The 13,583-nt window shown below is 43.8% G+C and carries 8 protein-coding genes and 1 pseudogene; 2 read left to right on the forward strand and 7 right to left on the reverse strand.

Going from position 1 to position 13,583, the window contains the following annotated elements:
* Positions 1–407 precede the first annotated feature (407 nt).
* Entirely contained in the window at positions 408–1,550 is a 1,143-nt protein-coding gene (locus OEZ43_21515; GenBank protein MDH5548163.1) for a hypothetical protein, read from the forward strand.
* Positions 1,471–1,713, forward strand: coding sequence for a transposase (locus tag OEZ43_21520; protein MDH5548164.1), 243 nt, complete (start codon positions 1,471–1,473; stop codon positions 1,711–1,713). Before OEZ43_21515 ends, OEZ43_21520 begins: the two co-directional genes overlap by 80 nt.
* Before the next feature lie 37 nt (positions 1,714–1,750).
* Here the strand turns inward: OEZ43_21520 and OEZ43_21525 are convergent.
* From OEZ43_21525 to bamD (OEZ43_21555), 7 genes and pseudogenes are all read right to left on the reverse strand, one after another.
* Positions 1,751–3,287, reverse strand: a pseudogene (locus OEZ43_21525) (IS3 family transposase).
* Between the two features lie 397 nt (positions 3,288–3,684).
* The gene (locus OEZ43_21530; protein ID MDH5548165.1) at positions 3,685–4,833 is read right to left on the reverse strand and encodes a hypothetical protein; all 1,149 of its coding nucleotides are present in this window, start codon (positions 4,831–4,833) and stop codon (positions 3,685–3,687) included.
* Positions 4,834–4,959: 126 nt separating this feature from the next.
* Positions 4,960–6,849: a tetratricopeptide repeat protein gene (locus tag OEZ43_21535; GenBank protein ID MDH5548166.1), complete on the reverse strand. Its 1,890-nt coding sequence runs from the start codon at positions 6,847–6,849 to the stop codon at positions 4,960–4,962.
* 6 nt (positions 6,850–6,855) lie between these two features.
* Positions 6,856–7,695 (reverse strand): hypothetical protein, encoded by an 840-nt coding sequence (locus OEZ43_21540; GenBank protein ID MDH5548167.1) that lies wholly within the window; start codon positions 7,693–7,695, stop codon positions 6,856–6,858.
* 56 nt (positions 7,696–7,751) lie between these two features.
* Positions 7,752–9,371: a UUP1 family membrane protein gene (locus tag OEZ43_21545; protein MDH5548168.1), complete on the reverse strand. Its 1,620-nt coding sequence runs from the start codon at positions 9,369–9,371 to the stop codon at positions 7,752–7,754.
* Positions 9,372–9,383: 12 nt separating this feature from the next.
* Positions 9,384–11,018, reverse strand: coding sequence for an outer membrane protein assembly factor BamD (gene bamD / locus OEZ43_21550; protein MDH5548169.1), 1,635 nt, complete (start codon positions 11,016–11,018; stop codon positions 9,384–9,386).
* A gap of 324 nt (positions 11,019–11,342) precedes the next feature.
* Positions 11,343–13,235, reverse strand: a complete 1,893-nt coding sequence (gene bamD, locus OEZ43_21555) for an outer membrane protein assembly factor BamD (GenBank protein ID MDH5548170.1) — start codon at positions 13,233–13,235, stop codon at positions 11,343–11,345.
* Positions 13,236–13,583 lie beyond the last annotated feature (348 nt).

A 13,583-nucleotide genomic window follows, 5' to 3' on the forward strand; every position in this document is an offset into this window, starting at 1 on the left:
TAGTGTTTTTCATAGACGTTTCCTTTCATTAACTTATTGATCTCAGTGGTCTAGATTACCACTTTGAGGTATCCATCTAAGATGGTAGCCCTCGTTTCGTTTGAAGGGGGGCGTCTATATCTTCTATTCCTCACGCTATTAAACCGTAGTCCTCGCTCGTTACACAGAAAATGTTTGATGTTTTACTCTGAGATCTTGATACGGAGTACATCAGCATAATTTCCCTGTTCCAGGCCGTTTTGTCGCCGCGTATATTGATTTGATACGCGGGTCATTATGATGGATACTATCAACCGGCTAGGAAACGGTGTTTTATTGCTTTCGCTGCAATAGTCGGCTATTCGAAATAGTTAGAAAACAATCCTTTCAACAATAATTGAAAAACTGAACATAACAAGGGATTAGACATGAGTAAACGTCACATTCTATTGAGTTTTATCTTCATCAGTCCACTTTCTGCTTCAGCTGTACCGGTTTTTAACATTACGGATCTTGGAACTTTGGGGGGAAATTACAGTTATGCAGAAGGAGTCAATAATTCTGGACAAGTTGTTGGCTACAGCGGAACCGGAGATGGAAAGCAACGGGCATTTATAACCAACTCACAAGGCCAAATGGTAGAAGCGGGTCCGCTAAACAACTTAGTCCATAGTCGCGCCTACGCCGTTAATGATAGTGGCGTAATAGCAGGTTATGCGTACAACTCTTACGATAATTACGCGCTAATTGGTGAATCAGGAAATTTCTCAAGTGTGTCGGGCTTGGAGAATACTCCGTCTATTGCAACTGGAATAAATAATTCTGGACAGACTACGGGATATTTTGTCGATGGATTTAATGCTCGCGCCTATATTTCAGATGCGACAAATGGTTTTGTAGATCTCGGGCATTTAGGTGGCGGGGAAAGTACCGGCAGGGACATTAACGAAGACGGCACGGTGACCGGCTATAGCTGGATGGCTAATGGTGATGTCCATGCGTTTGTCTATGACACGCAAAATTTGATGCAAGACCTTGGTACATTGGGTGGTAAATATGCCTATAGTTACGCAATAAACGATAGCGGAAAAATTGCCGGTTTTAGCCGCATTGCAAGCAATAATGATATTCAACATGCTTTTGTTGGAGATGCTCTGGGAGGCCTTATGGATTTGGGTACTCTTGGTGGAGACCACAGTAGTGCACTAGGCATAAACAATGACGGTATAGTAGTGGGTGCAAGTTCAACTCAGTCAGGCGAGTTTCACGCGATGTATTGGGATCCGATGGAAGGAATGTTTGATCTAAATGAGATGGTCCTGGATTTGGTGGGATGGCAGTACCTTCATGTCTCAACCGGAATCAGTGATACGGGCTACATTACGGGTTGGGGTGTCGTTGATAGTGGAGAAAGACATGCATTCCTCCTAAGCAAGGCGAGCGTCAATATACCTGAGCCCCCAAGCTATGTATTGTTTCTATTTGGAATAGTTGGGATGTGTCGTACTGCATTTAAACGGACTAAGCAAAAAACAAAGTACTCCAGGCTTTCCAAGCAAATTCAGTTTTAGCTCACTGCATGTTGCCACCACTTTAAAGAGAACATATTCCCAACGTTTCGGCTCAGCGGCCAATCTCAACATCCATTTGCATTGTCTTTTTCTTGATGGCGTCTATCGACTGATCGACGGCAAAGCGGTTTTTCAACCTGTCTCACCACCTACTACGCAATAACTACCGGTGTTTTTCAAGATAGTTGTCGCCTAAATGTTTAAGCCATGTTTTGAGTACGCTCCGGATTCAACGTCACTTCACCGATCGGATTCCAGTTTCGCGTACGTCCAGACCAACGTTCGGGGTGTTGCTGTTTGGCAAGTTCGTACACGTTTTTCCGTTTCGCCAGGATCTCCTTATCTTCGCCACGATGACGCTGTGCCGGTGTGACGAACCGGATTCCGCTATGTCGATGTTGATGGTTATACCATGCAACAAACCGACTGACCCATTGACGTGCTTCCTCGACAGTAGCAAACCCGTGTGAGGGCCATTGCGGACAGTACTTCAATGTCCGAAACAATGACTCAGGGAACGCATTGTCGTTACTCACCCGTGGCCGGCTATGCGATGGCGTGATCCCTAAATCACTCAGCTTTGTCTGCAGCGTCGATGATTTCATCGGGCTACCGTTGTCGGCATGCAGCACCAGCGGTTCACGCAAACAATGTTCAGCTAATACGCTTTGCTCAATCACACTCGCTGCCAACTCACCACTTTCTCGCTCATGGACTTCCCAGCCCACGATCTTGCGGCTGTAGATGTCTTCCACCAAGTAGAGGTAATAAAACAAACCCCGTACGATGCTGGCGAGATAAGTATATCCCATGACCACACCGCATTCGCTTCCCTCGCAATATGCGTCGTCGGTAACGCACGCTTTTGACGTGCCTTGCTACGTCCGCGGTGATGCTGCTGATCCGCCTCATTGAGCACGCGGTAAAAACTCGATTCCGATGCCAGGTAGCGTCCCTCGTCTGCCAGCTTCGGCACAATCTGACTCGGTGCTAACTGCGCGTGTTCGCGTGTATTACAGATCTGTAGAATCGCCTCTCGCTCCTCGGGTGTGAGTTTATTCGCCGGTGTGGGCCGCTTGGCCAGTGGTCGCTGATCGGCTTTCACTTCTCCTTCTTCCACCCACCGCTGTAGGCTGCGTATCGACAGCCCCAACTCTTCGCAGGCACGTACTTTTCGCGCACCTGCCTGCACGGCGTCATTGACCCACGTTACCAATTGTTGCCGCTCTGGGTATGGGGTCAGTTGTCCTCGTCTTCTCCCCAGAGGGCATTGAGCTTTTTTCGCAAAGCTAACAATGCCGCTGTTTCCGCCAGTGCCTTGTCCTTGCGTTGCAGTTCCTTCTTTAACGCTTTGATTTCCCGTCTATCTTGCTTCGCCTGATCTTGCTGTTGTTGGCGTCGCTCTCGATCCGATAACTGTCCCTCGATACACGCTGTCTTCCAGGCTTTTACCTGGTCCGGATATAAACCCTTGGATCGGCAATATTCACTTAACTGCGTTTCATTCATCGCCGCCGTCTCAACGACCACGGCAAACTTGGCCTCCGCTGACCAATCATCACTTGTTTGTTTATTCCCAGGCACAGGTCTACCTTGTCTTCTGGCTTGTGTACGCCAATTATACAGGCTTGCCTCGCTGATCCCTTCCTCTTTTGCAACCTCCGCTACCGTCCGATTATTAGGCGGGAGTAACTTTTTGAGAACGGCCTCTTTTCGTTCTGCGCTATAGTGCGCCATGTGTAACACCTTCCGCCCCCTGTCTGATTACTTTTTCAAACTAGGCGACAACTATCCTGACACAGGGGGCTACAGACTGTCTTGCAACGGTAACCGTTCATCGCGCATTCCTTTGCCGTGTTGGCGAAGCGGCCCCGCTTGGCTGACGCGCTCTATGTCACAGCCAAAACGTCGGGAATTACACACAGTTGGAACCAATCGATACGGATTTCTCTACTGTAGATCACTTTTGTTGAAACGAATGTCATTTGACACGCAGGATTTGACGACTGATACTGGCGATCAGACGGGGATAGTTGGGTTATATTTCTTATTCCTCTGTATAAACGGGGAACTAATCAGAAAGAGAGCATGGACTTTCCCGGTATACGGGATTGGTAGTATGAAGGGGGGCTAACTAATTCGAAAGTCTGTTTTTCAAATCCAATTTGAATCCGGCGCTAATCAGTTCTTTGTCATACTCATAGCGTGTATCGCTTGTGAATGTACTTGAGAAATTGACCTTTGTATACAGCTTCATAATTCTTGATACCTGGTATGTAAGTATGCTAGAAAATTGGACATCGCTATATGTCATTTTTCCTGCAATAGGGTTATCAAATGCGTATGCATTTTGGTAGAAACGATACTGAAAGCTACCTTCTAACTTTAATAGCAACTTATTGCGTTTGATAGAAATATTTGAGCCAAATTCAAATAGCTTGTAGCTATTATATGAGACATATTCATCAAATCGGTAAGAGTTTATGAACTCACTCGAATAGGAAATGTTCTCGCTAATATCTATCTGCCAATTTGCCTTTAACTTGTGGTAAGTATAGCGTAAAAGCGGGTTGTTAGAAGAAAGAATTCCGCTCAAACGTCTAGCGTGCTTATCGGAGTATTGCAAATTAGAAAACTGATAATCAAAACCTATCCTATTTTCTTTTGAAATATTGTATTTATTTTCGGATTTAAAGTAGGACTCGATATTGTCATATTCAGAAACAACAACCGTATCGATATAGTCTCTTTTCAGTATTCCAATTGAGTTAGAGCTTGTTATTTTCCCGGTTTTAAATTTGTGGTCCAGTAGACCACCAAATTTTTTGTATGTATATTTATCAGAAATGTCATCTACACCGGATGTTTTATCTTGGCCGCTATCTCGGTCGACATAGCTCTGTTTTATGGACGAAAATTGAAATAAACCTCCATATTTCCCTACTAGCTTAGAAAGTTTATGTATTGATAAAATGCTGTATATTCGATGTTCATTTGCATTATGGAGCGAAGCTTTCGAAAACATTTTTCCATGATAGTCAATGCCTCCGTCTAAAACTATATTTCGGGCAAGTTTAGGACGTAATTTAAACTTTGCGCTCGTTTTTAAGGGTAAAAAAAAGCCCGCTTGAATTGTAGGATCAATAGATACTGGTCCAGTAGACTTACTGAAATAGTCTGTATAAGTCGTGTCAGGGGATCGGTAGACGTTGTTGTCGTAACTTAGAAAGCCTATGTCGCTAGATATCTTGTAGATTAGGGGGTTGTCTCGTTTTGCTTCCACATTGGAAAACAGCAAGACTGATAATACAATACAATATACACCAATTTTCACATTGCGAGACAGGAAGTATATATGTTGCCTACTTAGACGATAGTTAAAATTGTGATTCATTTTTCACCAACACTTCTAGATAGAAGATTGTACTGCCTTTTTCAATTCTGAATTGTTAGGGTCTAATCGAAGAGCCTTTTGGAATTCAATTTTTGCTTGTGTACCATTTCCCGTTTGCTGTAGAAGTTTGGCGTATTGGAGGCGAACCGTCACGTCTGACGAATTAATATCAATTGCCTTTTCTAACATTCTAATTGCATCAATGTACCGATCGGTTTTCGTGTATACATCCGCGAGAAGTCGATATGCAGAAAGACTTTCGGGTTCTAGTTCTAGATATTTTGAAATAGCCTGCTCGGCTTGGTCATATTTCTTTAAAGTGTTACTTACCTTTCCATAGTTAAGCCATGCCTTGGCGTAACTAGAATCAGAATCAAGTATTGATCGATATAGATTCTCTGACTTGTTATACTCCTTTCTCCTACTATATCCCACGGCCAAATTCAGTTTCGCCTTGTGAAAATCAGGACGTATTTCCAGGGCCTTTTCATATGCTTCTATAGCCTTGTCGTATTTCTTCTGTTTACCGTATATACGACCAAGGTAATACCAGGATGAGGAATCATTTTCTTCGATCCTTAGTGCCGTTTCAAAAGAGCGGAGTGCGTTCTTTAGCTGATTGCCTGCCAGTTGGGTCTTTCCAAGTTGAAACCACGCATTGCCATACTGTTTATCCTGTTCTATAGCTTTATGAAAATAATTCTCGGCCTTATCTAATTTGCGTTGTTGTTTGTAGATCAATCCTATATTAAGTAAGGCCTTCGGATATTTCCCGTTGCTGTACTCAATTGCCTTCTTATAGGCTACTATCGCATTATTGTTGTCACCTTCGCCTGCCGCCGCTTTACCCAGGTTAAAGTACGCCTTAGGGTTGTGTCTTTGAGTAGCAAGAATGTCTTGGAATACTACTCTAGCGTTGGACCATTGTTCTTTTTGTAAATAGAGAAGGCCAAGATTCTGCCGAGCAACGGCATTATCTGGTTGAAGTAGTATTGCTTTCTCATAGACTTTGACAGCGGCACGCCAGTTACCCATGCGGCCATATACCGAGGCCAACTCGATGTGGGCACGATAATTATTGGGTGAAAGCCTGATGACGTCGTCTAATAACGATAATGCTTTGGAATTACCTTCCTCAGTATTGTCTTCAATTTTAGCTAACAGGAATCGAGCATTACTGTGGTCCGGCTTAATTTTGATGACGGAAGACAGCGCCTTTTTGGCACTGCCATATCTGGATTTTCCTAGCTTTACATATAGAGCACCTAGTCTATAGAGAGCAAGCGCCTTTCCATCTCCCCCTGTCATCTCAACTGCACGTGTGAGGAGTTCTTCTGCTTTAGTATAGTTTTCCGCTTCGACATAGGTAATGCCGAGTTGAAGATGAGCACGTTGGTGATACGGGACAAGTTTGATTAGTTGCTCGAAGTCCATTTGTGCCTTTTCGATTTCGCCAGTCTTCCTGAAGTAAATACCTCTACTGAGAAAGGCATTTGCATAGACAGGTGTTGTTTTGAGAGCCTTTTCAAAAAAACTGAGCGCTTTCTGGTCCTTTCCTTCTTTGTAGTAAAGATTACCCATTTCGGTTAAAAGTTGTGATGTCGGTTTCTTGTCAAGCAATGTTTGCAGCGCTTTTTCGGCTTCAGGCCACATCTTCTTCTGAATTAAAGCTGCAGCTGCGCCGTAAAGAGGATCGGCTGAACGCTTAAGGGAAAATTCAATTTCATCGGCCGATACGAGATTTCTATCTTCTTCATCCGCCACTACATCGGTACTATTTATCTCAACAATTATTGCCTGTTCCTTTTCTACTGATGCGACAATCTCCGCATACAATAGGGAAAGAAACAAAAGTGTTATCACTACAAGTACGGGAACAAAACTTTCTACCAGTATCTTTCTCATGTTAGTTTATGCCCCCGAGTTGGTTCCAATATTGGACAAAATATCTCTCATACCCTTGTTGTTGACATTCTGTATCTCTATACCGGGTCGTACGTTAATTTCGAGAATTTTTGGTCCGTCTACTGACAGTGCTACGTCAATACCTAGATATTTTAGTGGAACTGTTTTAGAAACAGTCTTTGCAATTTCAATAATTTCCTTCCAATAGGCGATTTCTTTTCCAATGAGTTCGTTCCCCGTGTCGGGATGTCTATCGATGAAGCCTCCCTCCATGGTAGCGTGGTGCGTTGTGCCGGTTTCTATGTCTATACCGACACCTATGGCACCTTGATGTAGGTTCGCACGTCCCTCGGACGCTCGTGTAGGTAGTCTCATCATGGCCAGTGCTGGGTAGTCGTTGTACATAATGACGCGTACATCGGCCAATCCCATGGCTGCGATTGCATCTATAGTTGGGTGTTGCAGTATGCGCTGCTCAATGATCGCCTCATCTCTTATACCAAACGAATAAATTCCAAATATGATGTCACAGAGATGTCGTCGAATATCTTCAACTGAGTAGGGTTTTCCATTGACTCCGTACCAATAATGTTCATCTTTGCGTACGATTACGATAATGCCGCCCCCACCACTACCACGTGCCGGTTTTATGACAAAATCATGAAGGTCTGCAAGATCTTTAGCGAGTGTTCGCAAGTCAAAGAAATAGCCGTATATATGATAATTTTTTGGGAATGGTACAGATGCATCCTCAAGATAACGCTTAGTAAGCAATTTATCGTCAGCTATTGGAAAGTCAACACGACTGTTGTTTGGGTAGACATACTCAAGGTTTCGTTGATTCATAGAGAGAACTTGTGATGATTTCGCAAGTATAGATCTTACTTTGATAAGCGCTGATTTCATGCGTTTTGCGCTCCAAATATTAGTTTTCTGAATCTTATGAATTCAGAAAAACGCATGCCTATCCAACGCCCCAACCACAGATTTAGTGCGATTGGAATTAGAATTAACTCAGGAAACGCAAGAATCGTGCTTTGCAGAAAGATTGACTCCATTACCGTATAACAAGCGGCAATCACTACGATAGTAGAAAGCGTTATTCGCGTCGACTTAAGTATCCCTTGTTCTGCCTCAAGTATCGCAAATCGTTCTGCAGTGATTGCAAGTATGGCAATCGGAAATAACGAGACATGCGCGAGTTCGAACATTCCCAGTTCGGCGCCGACGACGGCGAGACTGAGCAGGACAACGACAACCGTTGTTAACATAATCGCCATTTTTGGTGAATGTAGTAGCTGTAGCCAATCCAATACTTTTCGGACGCTCGCAGACACCACAATTATAAGTACAAAACCAATGACGCCCCAGAAAAGACCGGATTCTCTAGCGGCAGCCGCAATGAGTGCCGGGAGAAAGGTACCGAATGTTTCCATGCCAATTACGTTTCGAAATACGACCACGACAAATGCACCCAATGGAATCATCAGTACTATTTTTAGAAGGTCCTGAGAGATGCCGACTTTTTCAAAAAGACTATAGAAGTGGATAATGCTAAAGATAGACTCACTAAGTTTTTCCTGCGCTTCCGTTCTAGGAACCATACGCGTACGCGTCTTAAACATATACTGAAAATTGACATTGGCGGTGTGTTTGAATAGGGATTTATCCTCGTAGTATAGGGTTAAATAGTTCGACGGAAGGCTGGCGAAATGATTGTTGATTGTGTCAAACGGTACCCAATGGGAATTGATATACAATTCAACCCACTGGTGACTCGTACGCTTGCTACCCGGGTTGAGTATGAAGCCACCGACAAGACGCGCGGGTATACCCATCTTTCGTGCGATGGCGACAAAGAGACGACCCTTTCCATTACAACTGGCCTCTCCCAGTTTCAATGCGGTTAGCGCATCGGTAAAACCTGAAAACTTTCTGTTGGCAAAATCGTCTTGTAAGTGTCTATGTAGACGACTAACAATTTGGAGGATATTGGCCGTACGCTCTGGAAAAAGCTCCTGAACTTTTTTATCAATAAGTGGATCACCGATCTGTACGCCCTCTTCCTCCAGCAGATACTTCGATACGTTGTCAGTATAGGATTTTGGAATGACGATATCGTCAGGGATAACGTATTGAATGGCTTTCGCCTGAACCAGAAAGGAGTAGCTGACGTTATGATGTCCTTCGACGGCGTCAGCACTCCAAGTGGCTAGTCGATTCGTTTCGTCTGAATCGATAGTAAGTGAGAAAATACCTGAGGTGTTATTTTCGTTCAATATTCTCTGTCGTGTATCTGTTTTTGGCAAAAACGTACTCATGGAGATATCGTCGCCATGACCATCAACCTGCATGTTGATGTCCAGTAGGTAACTGTTCACCGGAACTAGGCTCGCAAGAGGATAGTCCAGGTAGAACAGCTTGTAGGTCATAATAGATAGAGGAACAATGATAAAAAGTGCAATAAGGGCGACAAAAGTCGCCGTTCTTGCGTTTTTTCTATTTCTGCTATCTATGGTCATGACTTCTTATTCCTATATACAAGTGTGTGCAGCGGCAACGATATCATCGATATGCGTCTGCGCCGTTGAGGCATAGCTGCTAGTAGGATAGGTATCGACTACCTTCTGCATCTCGGTCGTCTCGTTTACACAGTCGTTCTCAAGATGATAGGTGTAACCAATATAGTACTGCGCATTGTCAGCGTATGAACTCGTAGGGTAGTTGGTGATGACCAGAGCATAGGTGGAACGCGCGAGAGCGTAATCCGGTGTGGAATTTCTACGGTAGCTATGTCCCTTATAGTAAAGAGCGTTGTCTGCGCTGCTTCCATCGGGATAACCGGTAATAACCTTGTCGAATTCAACGATCGCCTGATCGTACATACCTTGTGCGTAGTATGCTTTTCCAGTTTCATACAGGGCGTTGTCCAAGTTTGTACTTGTCGGATAATTTGTCGAATTTAACTTGGCGAATTCCCCGATCGCCTTTTCATAATCGGTAGCAGCAAGCGTGATATCAGCAATACCTCGATATGACTTCCCAATATAGAGTTGTGCGTTGTCGGCATAGGACGATGTTGAGTAGTCAGCAAGCAAGCTTGCGAACGAACTTATTGCAGGTAGATAGAGCTTGTCATCTTCTGGCTGACCTGCTGCGGCTGCGGCTGCGTTCATGTCGCCCGCATAGGAATAATGCGTCTTGCCAGTCTCGTAAATAGCGTTATCTAAACTGGTGCTACCGGGATAGTTAGTCGCATTTACAAGTGCGAATGCTACGATCGCAGCGTCATAGTCACTTTTGTTTTTTGTGATATCAGCGATCTCTTGATAGCTCTTTCCTATATAGATCTGCGCGTTATCTGCACTTGAAGACCCAGGGTTATCAGTAATCAATTTCTGGAATGCGGTAATTGCGGTTTGAAATAAGGTCGTATCAGCTGCCAGATTTGATGATACCGCGACTTGGTTAGCATCTACGGCGGAGTCAAAGTGAACTTTTCCGATTTGGTATTGCGAATTATCCGCCCAACTACTAGTTGGATAAGTAGTAATTAGTAGCTCAAATGCTGCGATGGCTTCAGAATACATCTTTTGATCGTGATAGCTCTTCGCGATGTAGTACTGGGCATTGTCTAATCGTGAGCTCGAACTATTGTTGGTAATGAACGCATTTAGCTCAGTAACCGCTGTGGCGTAGTCTGCGGCATCATAATAGGATTTCGCAATGCTATAGGCGGAGTCGTCAACGAGACTACTGTCACTATAGTTGGAAATGACCTCCTGGAAGGCTGCACGTGCCTCGGAGAACATGTTTTGTTGGACAAGCGTTTTACCTTTCCAGTAGTACGCTTCGGCGATAAGTGGGCTGTCCGGGAAATTGGTGATCAGCGTATTGAGGTCTGTCGACGCACTTGTGAAGTCGTTTGTCCAATATTCTGCTTTCGCAAGATATAAATAGGCATCATCCGCATTGCTTCCACTAGGATCGTCACTTATCGCATTCTTGAATAAGGGGATTGCGCCTTGATAATTTTTTGCATCGTAAAGCGCAACGCCCTCCTGGTAGGTGTCTGTTTTGGAGCAGGCGGTCGTTAGTATAAAAAGTAGAACATAGATTAATGTTGCTACTCGGAAAAATAATGTTTTGCTACAACTTATTGATTTCATGTCTCTCTCCAGTTTCGCTATTGGTGTATTAACGACCGAGGGGTGTGTTACTGTAATGTCAATCAAATGGTTTCTAACTTAATAGAAATCATCCCCATGTACACGCAATAGTCTGATCCTAATAAGTTTGGGAATAATTTCCTAATCTATGTATCGTCTTGTTTAGATAGGCTGCCAGATAAGTTCTCTGGTTCTGTGACGTGTTTTGCGATTGTGGAGAGTTAACGGCCGTAAATCGTAATGAACAAATTTGACGGATAGTCGTGTATAGCGCGTAATTACACTTGAGATTTGTTCTTGGTCCTATTGAGAAAGGCTAGTCCCTCATAGACAAACGTGAACTCCAAGATTAATGTCATCGATATGTACTTGGGCACGTGGTACGTAGGAACTTGTCGTATAGGTGGAAATAAAGCTTTGCATAGCAGCTAATTCGTTTACACAATCACCCTCCAAATGATAGTTGTAGGCATTGAAATACGTCGCATTGTCAGCATAAGAGCTTGCCGGAAAGTCCCTGAGTAATAGAGTGAATGCGTCCCGAGCAAGAATAGTATTCGGCGCGTTCATTCTCTGAAGACTTCTTCCATAGTAGTACCAAGCCTCGTCGAGGTAACTGCTATTTGGAAATAGAACGGTAAAATCATCTAACGACACGCTGGCCTGGTCGAATAGATTGTGATCGTATTGTAGTTTACCGATGTAGTATTTGGCGTTGTCTAGATATGGACTCGTTATATATTCCGGTGATTCCAGCGTCGTGTATGCAAGCAATGCGTTATCGAAGTCGGTTTGCGCCGAGGTCAACTCGAATAGTCGATGAAAGCTTCTGGCGAGATAGTATTGCGCTATATCTTCGCTTCCCGTTATTGAGCTATTTGCGAGAATTAGGTTAAATTTTTCTATTGCTGTATTGTAAAGTGCTATATTATTTGTGGTTGCGGAGACAGCCTGGTCGTAATAAAATTTTGCGATGTAAAATTCGGCGTCGTCTAGATAGACGCTGGATGGAAAATTCGTTACGAGCGTAGTGTAGAATCCTTCAGCTACGCTAATATTCCCTAATCGTAGGTTACTTCTGACTATGTAGTAGTAGGCATTCTCAACATATGCCGATAGCGGAAATTTGTCGATGAATGTGTTCAATTCATAGCTAGCAGTATCAAACAGCGCAGTATTCGCGCTTAACTCGCCTTCGTCATAGTACGAGGCGCACCGATAGTAATTGGCATTGTCGGCATATGTGCCGTCAGGATAGGAAGATACGATAATATCGTACTTCATTCTTGCTGCCTCGAATTGATTTTTCCGGTGCATTATTCTCGCAACATAATATAGGCTGGAATCGAATACATTGGAGTTCGGAAAGTCAGTGATAACGATAATGAACTCATCGATTGCTGCATTGTAGTTGGTCTGAAAATAGTAAATTTTTCCGAGCTGATAGCTCGCTTCATCAATCCATTTGCTTAGCGGATAGCCAGACTTGAGCTGGTTGAATTTTTCAATTGCGGATGGGTTGTCACCTAGTTCCTGGTAGGATCGTGCCAGGTAGTACATGACATTGTCGGATTTAGGGGATGAACTTACTTCCTTCATGTATTGTTCAAATAGCTCAACAGCGACCAGAAAGGATTTCTCTGAATAGTATGTTTTGGCGATACCATACTTTGAGGGGATAACGTAGGTTCCCGTCGGATATTTGTCTAGTACGACCTGAAAGTCTGTTCGTGCTTCTAAGTTCATGTCTAATTGTTGTAAAGTCAAGGCGCGCCAGTAGTAAAATTGATCAGCTTCCCCATCGTCAGCATACAATTGTAACGCCTTATCCAGTATGTCCTTTGCCAGGTCAAAGCTGCCTAATCGGTAATAGGATTTGGCCAGTAGAATTTGAGCATCCTTCACGTATATACCCGAAGAATAGGTTTCTAGGTAAGCGGTAAGCTCACTGATAGCGGCTGCATAATCCTTGCTTTCGTAGTCGTTTGTGCCTTTGGTTACCATAGCCTTTTCTATTGCGGCAGTAGACTCTGCTATGGAATAGTCGTTTTGTTCAGTGTTAGGTTCTGGTCCAGGGTTATCTTCTGTGTCAATTGCTTGATCAGCGACCGATTGGGGGGCTGCAGGTGTAGTAGTCCAGAATATGTCCGAGAAACAACCGTTAAGACTCAGTAGGGATGACAAGGTTAAGAGCTTTAATATTGAAGCGATACGCATTTACCGATTCTAGGCGTCTATAATTTAGTCGTACTTATGAAGTGTGAGCGGAGGGTTAAACATACAATTTTCCGCAGTGGGCTGGTAATGGCGTGCCTGCTAATCGCTTTTTTGCAAAATAATTTGTGCAAAAAAGACAGTGCCGAGGCGTGAACGCGTAGTATCTTAACTACCCTAATGAAACCGAAACAACATGCCGAGAGTCCGAGTTAACCGATCTCACTATGACATCACTACAGTAACCGTTCATTCCTCGACGTAGTTGATTCCCTTGTAGACTTCTGATCGCATCGGGTTGTTGGCAAACTTTTCCTTCCATAAACGCGGTGTAAGTTCATAGACTTTACT

It is taken from the genome of Gammaproteobacteria bacterium (assembly GCA_029881255.1).
Classification (GTDB): domain Bacteria; phylum Pseudomonadota; class Gammaproteobacteria; order S012-40; family S012-40; genus JAOUMY01.

What these genes read in the sequence shown, in the direction of transcription:
- OEZ43_21515 (MDH5548163.1), top strand. Translation starts at nt 408, where the DNA reads ATGAGTAAACGTCACATTCTATTGAGTTTTATCTTCATCAGTCCACTT.
- OEZ43_21535 (MDH5548166.1), bottom strand. Translation starts at nt 6,849, where the DNA reads ATGAGAAAGATACTGGTAGAAAGTTTTGTTCCCGTACTTGTAGTGATA.
- OEZ43_21540 (MDH5548167.1), bottom strand. Translation starts at nt 7,695, where the DNA reads ATGAATCAACGAAACCTTGAGTATGTCTACCCAAACAACAGTCGTGTT.
- OEZ43_21545 (MDH5548168.1), bottom strand. Translation starts at nt 9,371, where the DNA reads ATGACCATAGATAGCAGAAATAGAAAAAACGCAAGAACGGCGACTTTT.
- bamD (MDH5548169.1), bottom strand. Translation starts at nt 11,018, where the DNA reads ATGAAATCAATAAGTTGTAGCAAAACATTATTTTTCCGAGTAGCAACA.
- bamD (MDH5548170.1), bottom strand. Translation starts at nt 13,235, where the DNA reads ATGCGTATCGCTTCAATATTAAAGCTCTTAACCTTGTCATCCCTACTG.